Origin of the sequence: Mesorhizobium sp. M0074, assembly GCF_040322975.1 — a bacterium.
GTDB lineage: Bacteria > Pseudomonadota > Alphaproteobacteria > Rhizobiales > Rhizobiaceae > Mesorhizobium.
In genome coordinates this window covers 97290-116808 of the sequence record NZ_JAMYUM010000022.1, presented here as the reverse complement: position 1 = coordinate 116808, position 19519 = coordinate 97290, and the positions used below count along the sequence as shown (strand labels likewise).

Genomic DNA, 19519 nt, shown 5'->3' with positions numbered 1-19519 from the left:
ACAACGATTTGTCGACTGAAGCGACGAATGCATGGCAGAGGGCCGAGGAGGCGGTGGGGACAGTCACGCCCCACTCTCCTGCCTCCAAGGACGAATTGTAACGGTCACATTTTTTCATTGGTGCGCCGCCTCCCTTTCCGTGCAGCATAGGCGGTCTCATCTCTTGCAGGACCCTAGCCATGACCACCCCTCCCGGCATCGCCGATATTCACAGCGCAGCAGCGCGATTGTCCGGACTGATCGTCGAAACGCCGCTGATCGAATCGCCGGAGTTGAACAAGCGCTTCGGCGCCAGGATCCTGTTCAAGCCCGAGACGTTGCAGCGCACCGGCTCGTTCAAGTTCCGCGGTGCATACAACAAGCTCTCCTCGCTCTCGGCGGAAGAACGCGCCCGCGGCGTCGTCGCCTTCTCGTCGGGTAATCACGCGCAAGGCGTCGCCGCCGCGGCGGCGATGTTCGGCGTCAAGGCCGTAATCGCCATGCCTACCGACGCGCCGGCGATGAAGGTCGGCAATGTCAGGAAGATGGGCGCCGAAGTGATCACCTTCGACCGGGTCCGCGACGATCGCACTGCCGTCGTCCGTTCTTACGTGGAAAAGGGCATGGTCCTGGTGCCGCCCTACGACGATCCGGCCATCATCGCCGGCCAGGGCACGATCGGCCTCGAATTGATGCGCCAAGCAAGAGCGCTTGGCGTCAGCCTCGATGCGGTAGTGGTTCCCTGCGGCGGCGGCGGGTTGAGCAGCGGCATTTCGATCGCGGTCAAGGACGCCTCGCCGGGCACCGCCGTCTTGGCCGTGGAACCCGAGCATTTCGACGACACACGCCGCTCGCTGATCAAAGGCGCCAGGGTGTCGAACGCGCCCGGCCACACCTCGATCTGCGATGCCCTTCTCGTCGCCGAGCCCGGCGCGATCACTTTCGAAATCAACCGCAAGAATCTCGCCGGCGCCATCGCCGTTTCCGACAGCGCGGTGACACAGGCGATGCGCGACGCGATGGCTTGTCTGAAGCTGGTGGTCGAACCTGGCGGTTGCGTCGGCTTGGCCGCGCTGTCGTCAGGCGAAATCGACCTTGCCGGCAAATGCATTGCCGTGGTGCTCTCCGGCGGCAATGTCGATCTCAGCACCTATGCCGAGATCATTGCTGCCGGCTAGGATAGCAACCAGTTCCAGCTCATGTGCCGATTCGAGGTGCTCAAGCGTCCGTTGCACCCGGTCGAACCGGTACCCTTCAAAGACTGAGATCAATGAAACTGTTCTTCAGCCGCAATCCCAATCCTCGCCTCGCGGTCGCGGTGGCACGGTATCTCAACGCCAAGGTCGAGTTTGAATTCGCCTCTCCCTTCGCTCCGGGCCAGGCCGAGCGATTTCGGCCGCTCAATCCTAATCTTTCATTGCCCATCCTTATAGGTTCGGGAAAAAGCCTCTGGGAGGCCGACGCCATAGCCTGTCGGCTTTCGCGCGATATGCATTCGGATTTCTGGCGCGCTGGCGACGACGAGCCCGAGATGATCCGATGGCTGAGTTGGGGGAAAGAGAACTTCGCACGAGCCTGCGATGTCGTGCATTTCGAACGCGGGACCAAACAGCGCTATGGGCTCGGCCCGATAGATCAGGCGCGGGTTGAGGAGGGCCTGAGGGACTTCAGTACCGCCGCTGCAATACTTGATGCCGAGCTTTCTGAGCGCGACTGGCTGGTCGGCAATTCGGTTTCCTACGCCGACTTTCGAATGGCGACGTTTCTGCCCTTCAACGATGTCGCCCGATTGCCGCTCGATGACTATCCCTCTGTCAGTCGCTGGTATCTTCAACTCGAAGAAATCGACGCCTGGCGCGATCCCTTCGAAGGGCTCAATGCGCCTGAATTGACACCGGTCCCGGGCCAGGCCGAGTCCGTGTGAATCTCGATCATTTGCACAAGCGGATCGAGTTCGACCCTAATCCAGCGTCCGGCGGAACCGCACCAGCGCAATACCGGCGAACAGCGCCACGAACACCACCAGCCAACCGATTTCCGTTGCCACCGCCGGCAGTTCGGCGCCCTTCAGCATCACCGCGCGGATGATGCGCAGGAAGTGCGTCAGCGGCAGCACCTCGCCAAAGACCTGCGCCCAGTCCGGCATGCCGCGATAGGGGAACATGAAGCCGGACAGCATGATCGACGGCAAGAAGAAGAAGAAAGTGAGCTGCAGGGCCTGCATTTGCGTGCGGGCGATCGTCGAGATCGTGTAGCCGAGCAGCACCAGCGCCAAGACGAAGATCAGGACCGCCGTCAACAGCAGCGACATCGACCCGGTGAAGGGGATGGCAAACAGAAGCTTCGAGGCTGCCAGCACCACCAGCACCTGCACGGCGCCGACCGCCAGATAGGGCAGCACCTTGCCCAGCATGATCTCGAGCGGGCTTGACGGCATCGCCAGAAGGTTCTCCATCGTGCCGCGCTCGGTCTCGCGCGTCAGCGCGATCGAGGTCATCATCACCATCGTCATCTGCAGGATGACGCCGAGCAGGCCGGGCACGATGTTGTATTGCGAGACGGCTTCCGGATTGTAGCGCCGGTGCACCACCACCTGGAGCTGGCCCCGGGCAGCCTCGGCCGCCGTTTCCTGCATGCCGCGTGCCCTGAGCAGCGCCTGGTTGGCGACGGTGCCGAGCGTCGAGATGGCGCCGCTGGCGACGGCCGGATCGGTCGCATCCGCCTCGATCAGAATCTGCGGGCTGTCGCCGCGCTCGACCCGCCGGGCAAAATCGGCGGGAATGGTGACGACGAAGGCGACGTCGCCGCGCGCCATCAGGAATTCGGCTTCGGCGGCACTTTGCGCGACGTGGTCGAAGCGGTAATAGCCGGTGGTCTGCAGCGCCGAAACCATGGCTCGTGTGTAAGGATCGCTGCTCATCGCCACCAGCGCTGCCGGCAGGCTCTTCGGATCGTTGTTGATGGCATAGCCGAACAGCACCAGCTGCATCAACGGCACGCCGAGCATCATGGCGAAGGTGATGCGGTCGCGCCGCATCTGGATGAACTCCTTGATCAGCAGCGCGCCTAGCCTGGCGAACGAAAAGATGCTGTTTATCCCATTTTTCATCCCATGTTGTCCTTCGAACCGGACATGAACTGGATGAACACATCCTCCAGGCTGGTCTCGCCGGGCGTCACCGTAACGCCCTCGTGCTCTTTCTCGACATCGGCGAGCGCTGCCTGAAGTGCCGTCCTGTCGGAGCCGACGACATGCAGCGTCGCGCCGAACGGCGCCACCTGGTCGACGCCGGGGCGGCCATGAAGTGCGGCAGCGACCTGATCGAGCCGCGGCCCTTGCAGGACGAAGGTGGTCAGCCCGGCATTCCTCACCACGTCCTCGACCGTGCCGGTGGCCAGCATCTTGCCGTAGGAGATGTAGCTGATGCGATGGCAGCGCTCGGCCTCATCCATGTAATGGGTGGAGACCAGCACGGTCAGGCCGCCGCTCGCCAGCCGGTGGATCTCGTCCCAGAATTCGCGTCGCGCTTTCGGGTCGACGCCCGCCGTCGGTTCATCGAGCAGCAGCAGTTTCGGCTTGTGCATGATGCAGGCGGCCAGCGCCAGCCGCTGCTTCCAGCCGCCGGACAGGGTACCGGCCAACTGGTTCCTGCGCGATGTCAGGCCGAGCTCCTCAAGCGTCTTAGCCACGTGCTCGTCGAGCGGCTTCAGCCGGTACAGCCGAGCCACGAATTCGAGATTCTCGCCGATCGTCAGATCTTCGTAGAACGAGAATCTCTGCGTCATGTAGCCGACTTCGCGTTTGATCCGCAGGCTGTCGGTGCGGATGTCGAAGCCCAGAACCGTGCCTTCGCCCTCATCCGGCGTCAGCAAGCCGCACATGATGCGGATGGTCGTCGTCTTGCCCGAGCCGTTCGGCCCGAGGAAGCCGACGATCTCGCCCTCGGCCACAGCCATAGTCACATGATCGACGACGGTCTTGTCGCCAAAGCGTTTGACCAGGCCGTGCACGTCGATGACGTTCATTTTCCGATGTCCGCCAGATCGACGTCGACGATCTGCCCGGGCTGCAAGGCGCTGGCGTCGCCCTCCGGCCGCGCTTCGACCAGATAGACCAGCTTTTGCCGGGTCTCGAGCGAGTAGATCACCGGCGGCGTGAATTCCGGATCGGGCGACACATAGCTGACGCGTGCCTTCACGCCCGACCCGCAGCCGTCGCAATGGACGTTGAGCAGCGTGCCGACGTCGACCGAGGAGAACGCGCTTTCCGGCACATAGACGCTGAGCTTCACCGCGCCGTCCGGCAGTATCGAGATAACCGGTGCCGTCGGCCCGGCCGTATCGCCGGGATTGCGGATCACGTCGTTGACCCGGCCGGGCGAAGGCGCCGTCAGCACGCGCTTCGACAGCCGCCATTGCGCTTGCTCCAGCGCCGATTGCGCCTGCCTGACCTGATTGTCGGCGGCCTTGATAGTCTCGGGCCGTGCCGGCAGGCCGCCGACCGCGAGATTGGCCTCCGCCTGGCCGACCTGCGCGTTGGCCGTCTCCAGCGTCGCGGAAGCCGTGTCGTAGTCGGCCTGTGTGCCGGTGCCGCGTTTGAACAGATCGCTGGCGCGGATGTAACGGCGTTTGGCGTCGGCGGCTTGCGCCTTGGCCATGTCGACCTGCGCCTTGAGCACCGCAATCTCTTCCGGCCGCTTGCCGACCTGTAGGTCGGCAAGTTGCGCCTGGGCCTGCGCAAGGGCCGCCTCGGCTTGTGCGATGGCGATCTTGGCGTCGGCGTTTTCCAGCGTCACCACCGGCGTGCCGGGCGCGACGCGGTCGCCGCGCTTGACCGCAATCGTCTCGACCTGCGCCACCTCGATCGGCGCGAGCAGGACGTAGTCGCCCTCGACGTAGCCGACGGCGAGCGGTGCTGCCGGCGCGCAGGCGCTGAAAAGCTGGGCGGCAAACGGCAAAGAACAGAGCAGGCTCATGATCCACGATCCTTCCGGACAGCCAAATCGCGCCGAGCTAAAATCGCGCTGAGATTGTCGGTTATTGTTGCCGCGATCTTGCCGGCCTCGTCGTCGCCGATCTCGCGCCAGCCCATCCGGCGCATAACTGCCTCGCGGCCGATGCGGAAATAGACGACCTGGCCGATCAGCGTAAATACGGTGAGTTTAGTGCGCTCGCTCTCGGCCGGCTCGCCCGTCGCCTGTTCCCAGATCAGGCAGAGTCGGTGATGCGCCGGTTCGAACACGCCATCATAGATACGGTCGAGCGCGGCGGTTGGATGCGACAGCTCACGCAGGACGAACTGTACAATCTCGCCGGCTTCCGGCCTTGCCGCGATGAAGGCGACCATCCGCTCCAGTGCGACGGCCAAATGTGCCCGCGCGGCCTCGGTGTCCGCCAATGCCGCGGCCGGCGCTTGCAGATTGCCGATCGCCTGGCCGGCAACGGTCTGGATGGTGTCGACGATGTAGTCGGCCGCGGCGTTGCGGAGCCCTTCCTTGCCGCCGAAATGATAGGCGATCGAGCCGATATTGGCCTTGGCCTCAGCCGCGATCTGGCGCGTTGACGTGCCGTCGAAACCCTGGCGTCCGAACAGCTTCAGCGCCGCGCGCACGAGTGCCGTCCGCGTCATATCCGCGGCGGTCTTGGGCGCCTCATGAGGAAGGCCGCTGGCGCTGGGCGATTTGATCATGGCCAACAATTTAATCAATCGAATGATTAAAGTCAAGTGCGGTCAAGCGGCTTGCCAACTCTGGCCGTGCGCGCTTTAGTGCCTGGCCATGGGCAAGGAAATCGAGCGTAAGTTCCTGGTCTCAGGTGACGAATGGCGGGCAATGGTCGAGGCGGACATTCATATCCGTCAATTCTACCTAGTCGCCGAACCCAGCCGCACGGTGCGTGTGCGCATCAGCAACGATGCGGCCGCCAAGCTGACGCTCAAGTTCGGCAGCCAGGCACGCGAGCGCGATGAATTCGAATATCCGGTACCTTTGGCGGAGGCGCAGGAGATGCAGGCCTTTGCCATCGGACATGTCATCGAGAAGACACGCCACCATGTTAGACACCGCGGCTATCGCTACGAAGTCGATGTCTTCGGCGGGACGCTTGCGGGGTTGGTGATCGCCGAGCTCGAGACGCCGGATGATGTACAGGACGAAATGCTGCCACATTGGCTCGGCCGTGAAGTCACCGGCGAGCCAAGATTTTACAACGCGTCGCTCGCCCTTGGGGGGATTCCGGAGATCGTCGCATGAGCTTTCGTATCGATCCGCGCATGTCGCTGACCGGAGAGGTCAGGCGCATCTTCGCCGAGGAGATCGGCAAGGCGCTTGTCCATCTGGACGCCGCGCGTGACAGGCCCGAACAGGGGCTGCACAAATGCCGCAAACGGCTGAAGAACGTCCGCGCCTTGCTGCGCCTTGTCCGTTCCGGAGATGAAACATTCTGCGTGACGGAGAATCAGTGCTACCGCCAGGTGGCGGCCCTGCTTGCCGGCCCGCGCGAGGCGACCGCACTGGTGGAAACAATCGACCGGCTGGCGGCAAGCTTTCCCGAGCAAAGTGCCGGCGATGGCCTCGGTGCCGTGCGTGACAGGCTCGTCGCGCGCCAGCATGAACTGCATGGCGGAGCAGGCCTCGATGCTGCGATAGGCGCGGCGATTTCCGCTTGCGAGGAAGGTGTCGCCCGGATCGACAAGCTCGCTCTGCCCGACCAGCCGGAGCAGGCTGCCGACGTGCTCGCCGAAGGCGCGCGCACCACTTTGCGCCGCGCCAGGAAAGCGCTGGACAAGGCGGCTTCGCGCGGCGAAGCCGATGACTTTCACGATCTGCGCAAGGCGGCCAAGACGCATGGCATGCACCTGTCGCTGCTTGGCAGGCTGTGGCCGACGCCGATCAAGACGCGGCGCAAGGCCGTCGACGAATTGGGCGAGCGGCTTGGCGAGCTCCACGATGTGTTCGTCATGCGCGCGCTTATAGATGCCGAGGACCAACCGCTCGGCCCCCCTGAGGAGACGCGGTTGCTTGCCAAGCTGCTGAAGCGCTCGGAAAAGGGCCTGAAAAAGACCTGCCTCGCCGAGGCGGCCGAGCTTTTCGGCGACAGTCCGAAGCGCTCGACGAGGAAGCTCGCCCGCAAGGTGCGCGAAGATCTCACAGCGGCACCGCAGCACGAAGACGCCGGCGCGCCTGGCGTGGGCTGATCATGGTCTAATTTGCCGCCCTGTGGTAATCGCCGTCTGGCATGACCGAGCCCGGCGACACGCTTCTGGACCGACTTGGCCGCTGGCTTGCCGGCCGGCTGCAGGAGGAATCGTCCGGCTACGAGCCTTACACGCCGTCGGACGCTGAAACGCTGCGCCGCACGCTCGAGCCCGGCGACATCCTGCTCATCGAAGGCAACCAGAAGATCTCGGCGGCGATCAAATACCTCACCCAGTCGACCTGGTCGCATGCCGCCTTCTATGTCGGCGATGCATTGCCGGAACCCGAGGACGGCTCGGAGCGGCGGCGCCTGATCGAGGTCACGCTTGGCGATGGCTGCACCGCCGTGCCGCTGTCGCGCTACCGCAGCTATAACACCCGCATCTGCCGGGCGAGCGGCCTGGCTCCCGAAGACCGCGACACGGTCGTCGCCTTCATGATCGGCAGGCTCGGTCTCAGATACGATCTCAAGAACATATTCGACATGCTGCGCTACTTCTTGCCGACGCCGCCGGTGCCGGTGCGTTGGCGCCGCCGCATGCTGGCTTTCGGTTCCGGCGACCCGACGCGCGCCATCTGCTCGTCGCTGATCGCCGAGGCATACGGCCGGATCCGCTACCCGATCCTGCCCGAGATTACCCGGGCGCCCGGCCGTGCTTCGGCCCAGTCGAGCTATTCGCGCAAGGAAATCCTGCACATCCGCCACCACTCGCTCTACACGCCGCGCGACTTTGACCTGTCGCCCTATTTCCGCATCGTCAAGCCGACGCTGGAATACGGCTTCGACTACCGGCAGATGGTCTGGGATGACAAGGTGGCGGCGAACAAGACCGCGGAATAGCCGCTCGATCTTGTGGTTGAGCAAGGGACGCTCTGAGAACCGGTTTGCGGCCGATACTCAGGGGTGAGAAGCTCAGTCAGACTGGCTGCCGCCAACAGCCAGGACTCGGTCGTTCTGCATTTTGACCTAGGCCGGCAGACGTCGTCCGTTTGCGGCAGCCGCAACTCGATCGTCCGTCCGTGCGCCTGCGTCGCGCGGATGCGGCCCGATCGGCATGATCACCGGGAACGGCGTTGCGCCGAACGCAAACGTCCATTTGTAACCAACCAGCCGGTCCTCGGGCGTCGTGTGCTGGTCGTGATGAGCAAGCAATTTGGCGCGCTCCGCCAACTCCTCCGCCTCGCGCCTGACCATTTCCGCCGTTTCCGGCCGCATCCGCCTGGAGAAGCTGACGAATGTCGACTCGCGCTCAAGATGGGTGATGGCCCAGCCGATGAAATTCTTGTTGGTCATCTCGAACAGCGGCCGCAATGGCCCGTCGAAGTTCCACTGGATCGGCGCCTCGACGAGCAGCCTTGCCGACAGGCCGCGACCGAGCGCAACCAGGCCGAGTTCCTCGAGCTCGCGCAGATAGAGGAACATCGAAGCCTCGCTCAGCCCTTGTGAGCGCATGATGCCTTCGGGCGTGAATTTCTCGGAAAGCATGACAAAGACGAACAGCAGTGCCGGCCGCCCGGCGAGCTTCCGCTCGATCTCCGGCGCGATCTGGTTGGCGGGTCCTGGTCCTCTGTTCATAGAGCCGAGCACGTTCTCCAACTCTACGCCGGCGGCAGTGCAGATCTCCATCAGCCGGTCGAGCTTGCAGTTGCGCTCGTGGAAGATGCGCTTCACCGTCGGCTCGGAAACACCCATCCGCTCGGCAAGGACGCGATAGGTGATGCCCTTTGCCTTAAGCGTCCGCTTCAGCGCTTCGAAGATCAGGCCGTTCATGGGATGCACCTCTTTTGCACGATTTGGTATCAGCCTTCGGTACTAGTCCTGATAGATCTTCCCGAAAAGTATCGAAAGGCCTAGCTCTCCGCCAGTCCATTACAGGAGACTAGCCATGAAGAGCCTCTTCACCTCGATACTTCTCGCCCTGGTCGGCATCGCGGCCGCGCCAGCAGTTCAGGCCGCTGAACTCTGGCGCACCGGCGGCCTCGAGCAGCCTGAATCGGCGCTGTTCGACGCCGCCGGCCAGCGCGTTATCGTCTCGAACATCGTCGGCAATCCCGGCGAAGCCGACGGCAACGGCTATCTGTCGATCCTGTCGATGGACGGCAAGCTAGTCACGCAACACTGGACCGGCGGCATGGACGCGCCCAAGGGCATGGCGATTGTCGGCGGCAAACTCTACGTCGCCGACCTCACCCATGTGCGCGTCGTCGACCTCGCAAGCGGCAAGCTAACATCGACGATCGACGTGCCGAACGCGGTCTTTCTCAACGACATGACCGCTGATGCATCCGGCAAGGTCTACGTCACGGATATGCTTGCCGATACGATCTATCGCATCGACGGCGGCCGGCCCGAACTGTTCGTCAGGGATGCGGCGCTTGCTTCGCCGAATGGCATCTTCGCCGATGGCGGCCGGCTGATCGTCGCTTCGTGGGGCAAGGGCATCAAGCCCGACTTCAGCACCGCGGAGCCGGGCGGCCTGCTCTCGGTCGATCTTGCTACCAAGGCCGTTTCGCCACTGGCTGGCGCGGAAAAGTTTGCCAACCTCGATGGCGTCGTTGCCATCGGCGGCAGCATCTACGCCACTGCCTATATGACCGGCACGCTCTACCGCTACAAAGCCGGCGGTACGCCGCAAGTGGTTGCGACGTTCAAACCGGGCAGCGCCGACATCGGCACCGACGGCAGGTCGACAATCTTCGTGCCGCTGATGAACGAGGGCGAGGTCTCAGCGTTGGGCCTCGACTAAGCCGGCAGTTGCCGGCTCAGGCGGCGGGCGCGGCTTTCCTCAGCTGCGCCCGCGCATCCGTGATCGAGGCGGCATAAGTCACCAGCGGCCGCTTGACACCGTGGTTGATCAGCATGCGGCGTATCCTGCGGTGAAGCGCCTGATATAATGAAGCGAACGCCGGCGCGGCTCGCCTTGTGGGCCGCACCCTCGATGACATTTGCTGCCGTCGAATCGAAGAACGGCACCGCCGAACAGTCGAGGATGAAGTTCCGGCGCTGGCGCGGTCGGCGAGGTCTTCCTGCACCAAGGATTGATGGTCTGCCTCCAAACATGCAGCACTCTTTGCCAGCCGATGCGCTGTCATGCTACAAACCTCGGCATCGTTTGGCGGGACATCCACTGCGATCCCGAATGCACAGGCACGACTTCAAAAGGATGAGCGGGTGAAGATATTCAAAGCGTTGGCGACCTCGACAGCCTTGCTGTCGATGGTTTTCCTGCTGGCAGGCTGCGGTCATGGCCTGATCAATAGGCTGATTTGAGTCAGGTGCCGTCGGCCCGCCCAAGCCATCGCTGCAGGAACCGTGCCGCAAGCCAGCACAGCATCGCCCAGGCAAAGCCGGCGCACCAGCCGGCCAATACGTCGGACGGCCAGTGGACGCCGAGATAGATGCGGCTGATGCCGACCACCACCGTCGTCAGCACCGCCAGCCCGAGTACATAGATCTTCGTTGTCCGCCCGGGCAAAAACCGCGCCGCCATGCTGCCCAGCGTCAAATATGTCACCGCCGACAGCATGGCGTGGCCGCTCGGAAACGAAAGCGATGCCACATCGGCGAGATGCGAGACCAGATCAGGGCGCGGTCGGTCGATATCGAATTTCAGCACGCTTGACAGGAGCTGGCCGCCCGCTACCGCGACGAACATGAGAAGCGCCGCGCCTGGCCTGCGGATAAGGAGCAGATAGACGATCATTGCTGCCGTGATCAGCACCAGTACGCTGGCGCTGCCGAGGCTGGTGATGTCGCGCATCGCCCCTTCCAGCCACGCCGGTCCGATCGGATTGTCGGGCTGCCCGGCCTCGCGGAAGGCAAGCAGGATTTCGGTGTCGAAGGCATGCGGCGTGGTGGCCCGCGCCAGCTCCATCAGCTCCTCGAACCCCCACAGCCCGCCGGCAATGACCAGCCCGGCAAGCAGAACCGGGAACTCCAGCCAGTTGCGCAGTCTGCTTGCAATCTTCTTCATCGGCCCGATCGCAGTTACAGCCTTTGCAGATAGGGCCCGAGCGTGATCAGCGCCACAGCTGCGATGGCAAGCACGATGCCGGTTGCCTGTAAGGCATTGACGCGCTCGCCGAAGAAGACCAGCGCCACCACATTCACCGACACCAGCTGGATCACCGCCGACAGGCTGAACGACACCGACATGCCGAATTCACGGATCAGCCTCAGCATGATCAGATTGCCCAGCGAATAGAGCGCCAACGTCAGCACAATCTTGCCGAGGCTCGGCGCCAGCCCCCACTGTTTTGCGGCCATCGCCGCCAGCAGGAAGATCACCGTCGAAACGCAGAGCTGCCCAAGTCCCCAGAAACTCACTTTTGTTCTCTCCCGATGTGTCCCTACGCGCCTGCCGCAGCTCTTGTTTCCGAAGCGACGGTCGCGGTCAAGCGGGGCCGATGTTGGATACGAAATCGCAGGTGGCAATTAGCCGGCATGTCATCAAACTGTGACCTGCCGGCGATACCGGACTGGCCAGGCAACACGCTCCAGCAATCCATCCAGCCAGAGGCAGGCCCTATGACCGAACATCGCACCCCTGACGCCCATTTCCGAACCAGCCTGCTCGAGGAAAACGACGGGCCAGGAGCCAATCTCACCGACAACCGCACCATGGGTGAGATCATCGCCGCGCGGTTCTCGCGCCGCGGCTTCCTCAAGAGCTCGCTTGCCGTCTCGGCCATAGCCGCTACCGTCAGCCCGCTGGCGCTGATCACCGCCGACAACGCCCGCGCCGCCGAAGGCTCCGCCTTCGCTTTTGACGAGCTCGAGGCCGGCATCGACGACAAGCATCACGTCGCACCCGGCTATGACGCCGATGTACTGCTGCGCTGGGGCGATCCGCTGTTCGCCGATTCGCCGGAATTCGATCCGAGAAAACAGTCGGCGGAAGCCCAGGCCAGACAATTCGGCTACAACAACGACTATGTCGGCTATATCCCGATCGACGGCTCGGCCGAGCACGGCCTGCTGGTGGTCAACCACGAATACACCAATCCGCACCTGATGTTTCCGGGCCTCGTCACCATCGTCGACGGCAAGGCCAAGCAGGCGCCCCTCAGCAAGGAACAAGTCGACGTCGAGATGACGGCGCATGGCGGCACTATCGTCGAGATACGCAAGGTATCAGGCAAATGGCAGGTCGTTCGCGACGGCAAGCTCAACCGCCGCATCACCTCCAACACCGAGATCGCGCTCTCCGGCCCGGTCGCCGGCCACGACCGCGTCAAGACCAGCGCCGATCCGACCGGCACGAAGGTCATCGGCACCGTCAACAATTGTGCTGGCGGCGTCACGCCGTGGGGCACCTATGTCATGGCCGAGGAGAACATCCACGGCTATTTCTCGGGCGAGCTGCCGCAGGGGCATAAGGAAGCCGCCAATTACAAGCGCCTCGGCATTCCCGAAGGTGCCTATGAATGGGCAGCGCATTACGACCGTTTCGACATCGGCAAGGAGCCGAACGAGCCGAACCGCTTCGGCTGGATCGTCGAGGTCGACGTCCAGGCTCCGACTTCGGCGCCGAGGAAGCGCACCGCGATGGGGCGCTTCAAGCATGAGGGCGCCGAATCGATCGTCGCCAAGGATGGCCGTGTCGTCTTCTATCTCGGCGACGACGAGCGCTTCGACTATGTGTATAAGTTCGTCACCACAGGCAAGTTCGATCCGGACAACCGCGCCGCCAACATGGATTTGCTCGACGACGGCACCTTGCATGTCGCCAAGTTCGCCGAGGACGGTTCGGTCGAATGGCTGCCGATCGTCTTCGGCCAAGGGCCGCTGACGGCGGAGAACGGCTTTGCCAGCCAGGCCGACGTGCTGATCGAGACGCGCCGCGCCGCCGACCTGCTCGGCGCCACCAAGATGGACCGTCCGGAAGACATCCAGCCCAATGCCACCAACGGCAGGGTCTATGTCATGCTGACCAACAATTCGAAGCGCAAGGCCGACCAGGTCGACGCCGCCAACCCGCGTGCCGAAAATGCCTTTGGCCACATCATCGAGATCGTCGAGGACGGCGGTGATTTCACCGCGACAAAGGGCAGGTGGGAAATCCTGCTGAAATGCGGCGATCCCGCTGTGGCCGACGTCGGCGCCACCTTCTCGACCGCAACCACCGCCAATGGCTGGTTCGGCATGCCGGATAATTGCGCGGTCGATTCGGCCGGCCGCCTCTGGGTCGCCACCGACGGCCAAGGCCCGAAAGCCACCGGCCGCACCGATGGTCTGTGGGCTGTCGATACGGAGGGGACGGCACGGGCGACATCAAAGCTGTTCTTCCGCGTGCCGATCGGCGCCGAAATGTGCGGTCCCCTGTTTGCGCCGGACGACCAGACCGCCTTCGTTGCCGTCCAGCATCCGGGCGACGGCGGCGAGGACTGGGAGGCTTTCGGCCGTCCGTCCTACTATGAGGATTTGTCGACGCGCTGGCCCGACTTCAAGCCGGACATGCCGGTGCGCCCGGCGGTCGTTGCCATCACCAGGCAAGGCGGCGGCAAGATCGCGGTCTGACACGCAGCCAGCTCTTGCATCTCGAGGAAGGATTTCGGCGACACGAAATCCTTCCTTGAGATACGGGATGCATCCATGCTGCGCATCATGCGCCGACTAATCATTCGGTGCGCTGAACCACGGCGACATTCATTGTGCTTCGCAACCTGAAGCCGATGGACTCGTATAACGCTATGGCCGCGGCGTTGCTGGCATAGGCGTGGAGATAGGGAACTTCGCCGCGCGCCACTATCCGGTTTGCCACGAATAGGGACAGCAGCTTGCCCAGGCCACCGCCGCGAAATTCCGGATGTGAGCACACCCCGCTGAGTTCGGTATAGCCAGGTTGCTTCGTGCGCTCACCGGCCATTGCCGCAAGCCTGCCCTCGATTTTCACACCCCAAAAATCGCCCAGGCTCAAGGCTTCGAGCGTGAATGGGCCAGGCTTGGTGAGCAATGCCAGGGCGAGCATCTCAGCAGCATCGTCTCGGGTCAGACGATGCACGCGCGGGTCGGAGACGATCTGCAATGGCTGCTCGGCGATCATCTGAACCCCGGCTGCGGTCGAAGTCGCGGAAAGCCCGGTGGGCAGAGCAATCGCGTCCGCTTGAAGCAGGATCACACTCTCGCCCGGGGAGACAAGCTTTTCGAGCGCCCGCAGGCTTTCCGGGTCGTCCGCGCCAGTGGCGGCGAAAGGGACGATCGACGGCCGATATCGCATGGCGAGGTTGTCACCCTCCGCGAAGGCCCGATGTCGCGTCTGAAGCGCGCTCCAGATAGGGCGGTCGAGCAGATGTCTCATTGCGCGGCACCCTCAGGCTTATTTACACGACGGTCGAGAGGGGCAGCGGCGAGGCCGTCCTCGATGGCAGCCAGCTGCTCAAGAAGTGGCCCCGAAAAACCTGCGCACAAATCCGCGACCACGTTCTCGATGCAAGGCCAGACGTCGCGCTTTGCGACATCGACCAGCCGCCGGCCGTCCCGAGTAAGCGAGACGATCCTGCGCCGCTGGTCATCGGTCGACGGACTGACCTCGAGCAGTCCCAATCCGGCCAGAAGCGAGACGCTTCGCGTTACGCCTGGCTGCGCGATGCCAAGGGATTGCGCCAGTTCCCCGACCGACAGCGGACCCAGTCTGTCGAGCGCGGCCAGCAGCGGGTATTGGCTCGCCTGAACCGGGACATCCAGCCTGTCGAGCAGGCGCTGCGCCTCCGCTTGCAGTTGCTCGCCTATACGCTTCAGCCTGCTGCCCAGGCACAGGAAGCCAAGCGATCGTATGACGTCTTCCATAGGTCAATTCATCCCATGAACATCGATAACATGATATATAACAATGCATGAAAAGCAAGATCGAGGCATTCAAGCGCGGGTTCCAGGCATCGGGCGTATGTCGCCTTCGGCAAGGAAAGGTCGATCGATAAGGCTGCTTCGCCTGGACGAGGCCCGTTCGATCAGTTGCGCAGCCGGTAGCCGGTCCTGAAGATCCAGGCGACGATCGCTATGCAGATGAGCAGGAAGACCACCGTCATGCCGAGGCTGACGCCGACCGAAACGTCGGACTTGCCGTAGAAGCTCCAGCGGAACCCACTGACCAGGTAGACCACCGGGTTGAACAGCGTCACCGTGCGCCAGATGCCGGGCAGCATGTTGATCGAATAGAAGCTGCCGCCGAGGAAGGTCAGCGGCGTGATGATCAGCAGCGGCACCAGCTGCAGCTGCTCGAAGCTCTTCGCCCAGATGCCGATGATAAAGCCGAACAGGCTGAAGGTCACCGCCGTCAGCACCAGGAAGGCGAGCATCCAGAACGGATGCTCGATCGTCAGCGGCACGAACAGCGAGGCCGTCGCCAGGATGATCAGGCCAAGCACGATCGACTTTGTCGCCGCGCCCCCGACATAGGCGATGACGATCTCCAGATAGGACACCGGCGCGGACAGCAATTCGTAGATCGAGCCGACGAATTTCGGAAAATAGATGGCGAAGGAGGCGTTGGAGATCGATTGCGTCAGCAGCGACAGCATGATCAGCCCCGGTACGATGAAGGCGCCGTAGCTGATGCCGTCGATCTCGGTGATGCGCGAGCCGATGGCCGAACCGAAGACGACGAAATAGAGCGACGTCGAAATGACCGGCGAAACGATGCTCTGCAGCACAGTGCGAAGGGCGCGCGCCATCTCCACCCGATAGATCGCCCATACCGCATGAAGATTCATGGCCGCGCGCGGGTTCATGCCGGTTTCCTCACCAGATTGACGAAGATCTCCTCGAGCGAGCTGTTTTCCGTATCGATGTCGCGGAACTGGATGCCGGCCGCCTCGAGCTCGCGGATCAGCGAGGCGACGCCCGGCCGTTCGCTCTGGTTGTCATAAGTATAGGTCAGCTGTCCGCCATCCGGCGAAAGCTCCAGCGCGTAGTGCGAAAAAGCATCGGGAACGGTGGCCAGGGGACTGCGCAGTTCCAGCACAAGCCGTTTGCGGCCAAGCTTGCGCATCAGCTCGGCCTTGTCCTCCACCAGCACGATCTCGCCGCGGTTGATGACGCCGACGCGGTCGGCCATCGCCTCGGCTTCTTCGATGTAATGCGTGGTCAGGATGATGGTGACGCCGTCTTCGCGCAGCCGGCGCACCATCGCCCACATGTCCTGGCGCAGTTCGACATCGACGCCTGCCGTCGGTTCGTCGAGGAACAGGATGCGCGGCTCGTGCGACAGCGCCTTGGCAATCATCAGCCGGCGCTTCATGCCGCCGGACAGCGTGATCGCCTTGGCGTCCTTCTTGTCCCAGAGCGACAGGTCGCGCAGCACCTTTTCGACGAACGCCCTGTCCGCCGGCTTGCCGAACAGGCCGCGGCTGTAGTTAACCGTCGCCCACACGCTCTCGAAGGCGTCGATGGTCAGTTCCTGCGGCACCAGCCCGATCAGACTGCGCGCGGCGCGGTAGTCGCGGTTGATGTCATGGCCGTCGACGGTGACGGAACCCGACGAGCGGTTGACGATGCCGCAGACGATCGAGATCAGCGTTGTCTTGCCGGCGCCATTCGGCCCGAGCAGCGCAAAGATCTCGCCGCGCACGATGTCGAGATTGATCTCCTTCAGCGCCTTGAAGCCGGTGGCGTAGGTCTTGGTGACCCCGGAAATCGAGATGATCGGCTGCATGGCTGAAAACGACTGCTTGAAACAGAGTTGTTGATTTAATCCGCTGAATGTCGGTTCGCAAATCCGGATGTCAATGGCGCTCCTGACAGTTCTGGACCATCGAGGTTCGCCGGAATAGGCAACACCTGCCCGGTCGTCCAGCCAAATTCCACGCAAAAGCAGATTAACCGCACTGCGGCGTTCCGCCTCGCGGCGGGACGCCGCTTTGACCGTCCGGTGCATCAAGCCTATCCTTCAACAAACAAGCAGCAGCCGGAGCCGCCATGGACCCGCTCATTCTGTCGCGCATACAGTTCGGCGCGAACATCTCGTTCCACATCCTGTTCCCGGCGATCACCATCGCGCTCGGCTGGGTGCTGCTGTTCTTCAAGCTCCGCTACAACGCGACAAACGATTCCGCCTGGATGCGCGCTTATTTCACCTGGGTTAAGGTATTCGCGCTGTCCTTCGCCATGGGCGTGGTTTCCGGCGTCACCATGAGTTTTCAGTTCGGCACCAACTGGCCGGGCTATATGGAGACGGTCGGCAACATTGCCGGCCCGCTGCTGGCCTACGAAATCTTGACCGCCTTCTTCCTCGAGGCGGCGTTCCTCGGCATCATGCTGTTCGGCTTCCGCCGTGTCTCGAACCGCGTCCACACGCTGGCGACGGTGCTGGTGGCCGGCGGCACCACCTTGTCCGCCTTCTGGATCATCGCGCTCAATTCGTGGATGCAGACGCCGGCCGGCTTCGAAATGCGCGATGGTGTTGCGCACGCCACCGACTGGTGGGCCGTTGTCTTCAATCCGTCCATGCCCTACCGGCTCGTCCATATGCTGCTTGCTTCGGGCCTGACCGTCTCGTTCCTGGTCGCCGGCCTGTCGGCGCTGCGCTATCTCTACGGCGATCGCTCGGAATCGATGTGGAAGGCGCTGCGCACCGGCGTCTTCACCGCCGCGATCCTGATCCCCATCCAGATCTTTGCCGGCGACCAGCACGGCCTCAACACGCTGGAACACCAGCCGCAGAAGATCGCCGCGATGGAGGCCAACTGGAACACCGGTCCCAACGTGCCGCTGGTGCTGTTTGCGCTTCCCGATGAAGCGGCCAAGGAGAACAGGTTCGAGCTCACCATTCCCGATGGCGCCAGCCTCATCCTCAGGCACAGCGCCGGCGGCGTCGTACCGGGGCTGAACGATTATGCCGGCAACCATCCCCCGGTATTTCCGGTGTTCTGGGGCTTTCGCATCATGGTCGGCACCGGCCTCCTGATGCTCGCCGTCTCCTGGTCGGCGGCCTTCTTCCTCAAGCGCCGCCACGGCCTGCCCAAGCCGCTGGCGCTTGTCATGGTGCCGATGGCGCTGTCCGGCTGGCTGGCGACGCTGGCCGGCTGGTACACCACCGAGATCGGCCGCCAGCCCTGGCTGGTCACCGGCGTGCTGCGTACCGCCGATGCTGTCGGGCCGGTCGCCGGCAGCCATGTCGCGCTGTCGCTCGCGGTCTATCTCATCCTCTATGTGCTGCTCTTGATCGCCTATCTCGGCGTGTTGGTGCATCTGGCATTGAAGGCGGCGAAGGATGGTGACACCTCGCCGCTACCGGGCGTCATGAACAGGCCGCTGTCGCAGCCGGTTGCGCAACCAGGAGAAACATCATGAGCTTCGACTGGCCGACCCTGCTGCCTCTGATCTTCGCCGGCCTGATGGGCCTCGCTATCCTGATCTACGTCATCCTCGACGGCTTCGATCTCGGCATCGGCATCCTGTTCGCCGCAGCCGAAGACACCGAACAGGATACGATGATCGCCGCCATCGGCCCGTTCTGGGACGCTAACGAGACCTGGCTGGTGCTGGCGGTGGGCTTGCTGCTGGTCGCCTTTCCATTGGCGCACGGCACCATTCTGACGGCGCTCTACATTCCGGTCTTCGTGCTGCTGGTCGGCTTGATCCTGCGCGGCGTCGCCTTCGATTTCCGCGCCAAGGTGCCGGCCGGCAGGAAGCACCGCTGGAACCGCATCTTCTTCCTCGGCTCGGTCATCGCTTCGCTGGCGCAAGGTTATATGCTCGGCGTCTATGTGCTCGGCCTCGACGTCGGCCCTGGCGGCATGGCGTTCGGCGCGCTGGTGGCGCTCTGCCTTGCCGCGGCCTACGCGGCGATGGGCGCGGCCTGGGTCATCTATAAGACCGAAGGCGATCTGCAGAAGAAGGCGGTGCTGTGGCTGCGCACGGCGTTGGTGCTGACCGCGCTCGGCATGGTCGCGGTATCGCTGGCCACGCCCTTTGCCAGCGCGCGCATCTTCGACAAATGGTTCGTCTGGCCGGCCATGCTCTATTTGTCGCCGCTGCCGATCCTGTCGGCAGTGCTGTTCCTGTGGCTGTGGCGCCAGACCTTCCATCTGCCGAAGCCCGACGACCGCCACGCGCTGCTCCCGTTCCTGACATTGGCCGCGATCTTCACGCTCGGCTTTGCCGGCCTCGCCTGGTCGTTCTACCCCTTCGTGGTGCCCGACCGGCTGACCATCTGGCAGGCTGCTTCGGCACCCGAAAGCCTGGCCGTCATCCTGGTCGGGACGGTCGTCGTGCTGCCGATCATCATCTTCTATTCGTTCTTTGCCTACCGGGTGTTCGCCGGCAAGGCGACGGATCTGACCTATGACTGACCGGTATCGCCGTCGCCTGAAACAGAATATTCATCTTCAAGCGGAATAACCTT

The 19519-nt window shown here is 63.2% G+C and carries 21 protein-coding genes and 1 pseudogene; 10 read left to right on the top strand and 12 right to left on the bottom strand.

The features are described 5' to 3' along the window. The first annotated feature begins 179 nt into the window (after positions 1 to 179). On the top strand, positions 180 to 1157 hold the full coding sequence (locus NKJ73_RS26105) for a threonine ammonia-lyase (RefSeq protein ID WP_352571579.1): 978 nt from the start codon (positions 180 to 182) through the stop codon (positions 1155 to 1157). 92 nt (positions 1158 to 1249) lie between these two features. Next, complete coding sequence (locus NKJ73_RS26100; protein WP_352571578.1) at positions 1250 to 1903, top strand: glutathione S-transferase family protein; 654 nt, start codon at positions 1250 to 1252, stop codon at positions 1901 to 1903. A 36-nt stretch (positions 1904 to 1939) separates the two neighbouring features. Here the strand turns inward: NKJ73_RS26100 and NKJ73_RS26095 are convergent, their stop codons facing one another. Genes NKJ73_RS26095 through NKJ73_RS26080 form a run of 4 tightly spaced genes read right to left on the bottom strand, consistent with a single transcriptional unit; the run spans position 1940 to position 5668 of the window. After that, on the bottom strand, positions 1940 to 3076 hold the full coding sequence (locus tag NKJ73_RS26095) for an ABC transporter permease (RefSeq protein WP_023679006.1): 1137 nt from the start codon (positions 3074 to 3076) through the stop codon (positions 1940 to 1942). Between the two features lie 8 nt (positions 3077 to 3084). Then, a complete protein-coding gene (locus tag NKJ73_RS26090) occupies positions 3085 to 4005 on the bottom strand; it encodes an ABC transporter ATP-binding protein (RefSeq protein WP_023679007.1) in 921 nt (306 codons plus the stop codon). Then, on the bottom strand, positions 4002 to 4955 hold the full coding sequence (locus NKJ73_RS26085; RefSeq protein WP_352571577.1) for an HlyD family secretion protein: 954 nt from the start codon (positions 4953 to 4955) through the stop codon (positions 4002 to 4004). The genes NKJ73_RS26090 and NKJ73_RS26085 overlap by 4 nt, the downstream gene beginning before the upstream one ends. Next, positions 4952 to 5668 (bottom strand): CerR family C-terminal domain-containing protein, encoded by a 717-nt coding sequence (locus tag NKJ73_RS26080; RefSeq protein WP_352571576.1) that lies wholly within the window; start codon positions 5666 to 5668, stop codon positions 4952 to 4954. Before NKJ73_RS26080 ends, NKJ73_RS26085 begins: the two co-directional genes overlap by 4 nt. An 88-nt stretch (positions 5669 to 5756) precedes the next feature. Here NKJ73_RS26080 and NKJ73_RS26075 point away from each other — a divergent pair, with 88 nt between their 5' ends. From NKJ73_RS26075 to NKJ73_RS26065, 3 genes are read left to right on the top strand one after another with little or no spacing between them, the layout of a single operon-like run. Then, on the top strand, positions 5757 to 6230 hold the full coding sequence (locus NKJ73_RS26075) for a CYTH domain-containing protein (protein WP_352571575.1): 474 nt from the start codon (positions 5757 to 5759) through the stop codon (positions 6228 to 6230). Continuing rightward, positions 6227 to 7174: a CHAD domain-containing protein gene (locus tag NKJ73_RS26070; RefSeq protein WP_352571574.1), complete on the top strand. Its 948-nt coding sequence runs from the start codon at positions 6227 to 6229 to the stop codon at positions 7172 to 7174. The genes NKJ73_RS26075 and NKJ73_RS26070 overlap by 4 nt, the downstream gene beginning before the upstream one ends. A 41-nt stretch (positions 7175 to 7215) precedes the next feature. Then, positions 7216 to 8016: a C40 family peptidase gene (locus tag NKJ73_RS26065; protein ID WP_352571573.1), complete on the top strand. Its 801-nt coding sequence runs from the start codon at positions 7216 to 7218 to the stop codon at positions 8014 to 8016. A 126-nt stretch (positions 8017 to 8142) separates the two neighbouring features. On the opposite strand, the gene NKJ73_RS26060 is transcribed toward NKJ73_RS26065, so the two are convergent. Further along, positions 8143 to 8946: a helix-turn-helix domain-containing protein gene (locus NKJ73_RS26060; protein ID WP_352571572.1), complete on the bottom strand. Its 804-nt coding sequence runs from the start codon at positions 8944 to 8946 to the stop codon at positions 8143 to 8145. A gap of 115 nt (positions 8947 to 9061) precedes the next feature. Here NKJ73_RS26060 and NKJ73_RS26055 point away from each other — a divergent pair, with 115 nt between their 5' ends. Then, the gene (locus NKJ73_RS26055; protein ID WP_352571571.1) at positions 9062 to 9922 is read left to right on the top strand and encodes an SMP-30/gluconolactonase/LRE family protein; all 861 of its coding nucleotides are present in this window, start codon (positions 9062 to 9064) and stop codon (positions 9920 to 9922) included. Positions 9923 to 9938: 16 nt separating this feature from the next. On the opposite strand, the pseudogene NKJ73_RS26050 reads toward NKJ73_RS26055, so the two are convergent. After that, a pseudogene (locus NKJ73_RS26050) lies at positions 9939 to 10188 on the bottom strand (sodium-independent anion transporter); the annotation flags it as partial. A gap of 78 nt (positions 10189 to 10266) precedes the next feature. On the opposite strand from NKJ73_RS26050, the gene NKJ73_RS26045 reads away from it, so the two are divergent. Then, the gene (locus tag NKJ73_RS26045) at positions 10267 to 10446 is read left to right on the top strand and encodes a hypothetical protein (RefSeq protein ID WP_352571570.1); all 180 of its coding nucleotides are present in this window, start codon (positions 10267 to 10269) and stop codon (positions 10444 to 10446) included. A gap of 1 nt (position 10447) precedes the next feature. Here NKJ73_RS26045 and NKJ73_RS26040 read toward each other — a convergent pair whose 3' ends face one another. Both NKJ73_RS26040 and NKJ73_RS26035 read right to left on the bottom strand, forming a co-directional pair. Beyond that, positions 10448 to 11149 carry a phosphatase PAP2 family protein gene (locus tag NKJ73_RS26040; RefSeq protein ID WP_352571569.1) on the bottom strand — a complete coding sequence of 234 codons (702 nt, stop codon included), beginning with the start codon at positions 11147 to 11149 and terminating at the stop codon, positions 10448 to 10450. Positions 11150 to 11163: 14 nt separating this feature from the next. Beyond that, positions 11164 to 11502 carry a hypothetical protein gene (locus NKJ73_RS26035; protein WP_023679017.1) on the bottom strand — a complete coding sequence of 113 codons (339 nt, stop codon included), beginning with the start codon at positions 11500 to 11502 and terminating at the stop codon, positions 11164 to 11166. A 201-nt stretch (positions 11503 to 11703) separates the two neighbouring features. Between NKJ73_RS26035 and NKJ73_RS26030 the strand changes: the two genes are divergently transcribed. Beyond that, positions 11704 to 13695 (top strand): PhoX family protein, encoded by a 1992-nt coding sequence (locus NKJ73_RS26030; RefSeq protein WP_352571568.1) that lies wholly within the window; start codon positions 11704 to 11706, stop codon positions 13693 to 13695. Positions 13696 to 13795: 100 nt separating this feature from the next. Here NKJ73_RS26030 and NKJ73_RS26025 read toward each other — a convergent pair whose 3' ends face one another. From NKJ73_RS26025 to NKJ73_RS26010, 4 genes are all read right to left on the bottom strand, one after another. Beyond that, positions 13796 to 14476, bottom strand: a complete 681-nt coding sequence (locus NKJ73_RS26025; RefSeq protein ID WP_352571567.1) for a GNAT family N-acetyltransferase — start codon at positions 14474 to 14476, stop codon at positions 13796 to 13798. Beyond that, positions 14473 to 14964, bottom strand: a complete 492-nt coding sequence (locus NKJ73_RS26020) for a MarR family winged helix-turn-helix transcriptional regulator (protein ID WP_023679020.1) — start codon at positions 14962 to 14964, stop codon at positions 14473 to 14475. Before NKJ73_RS26020 ends, NKJ73_RS26025 begins: the two co-directional genes overlap by 4 nt. A gap of 161 nt (positions 14965 to 15125) precedes the next feature. Next, positions 15126 to 15887, bottom strand: a complete 762-nt coding sequence (locus NKJ73_RS26015) for an ABC transporter permease (RefSeq protein WP_352451914.1) — start codon at positions 15885 to 15887, stop codon at positions 15126 to 15128. 14 nt (positions 15888 to 15901) lie between these two features. Beyond that, the gene (locus NKJ73_RS26010; protein WP_352571566.1) at positions 15902 to 16828 is read right to left on the bottom strand and encodes an ABC transporter ATP-binding protein; all 927 of its coding nucleotides are present in this window, start codon (positions 16826 to 16828) and stop codon (positions 15902 to 15904) included. Positions 16829 to 17091: 263 nt separating this feature from the next. Between NKJ73_RS26010 and NKJ73_RS26005 the strand changes: the two genes are divergently transcribed. Together NKJ73_RS26005 and NKJ73_RS26000 are read left to right on the top strand one after the other, a co-directional pair. Beyond that, positions 17092 to 18465 carry a cytochrome ubiquinol oxidase subunit I gene (locus tag NKJ73_RS26005; RefSeq protein ID WP_352571565.1) on the top strand — a complete coding sequence of 458 codons (1374 nt, stop codon included), beginning with the start codon at positions 17092 to 17094 and terminating at the stop codon, positions 18463 to 18465. Further along, complete coding sequence (locus NKJ73_RS26000) at positions 18462 to 19466, top strand: cytochrome d ubiquinol oxidase subunit II (protein WP_352571564.1); 1005 nt, start codon at positions 18462 to 18464, stop codon at positions 19464 to 19466. The genes NKJ73_RS26005 and NKJ73_RS26000 overlap by 4 nt, the downstream gene beginning before the upstream one ends. Positions 19467 to 19519 lie beyond the last annotated feature (53 nt).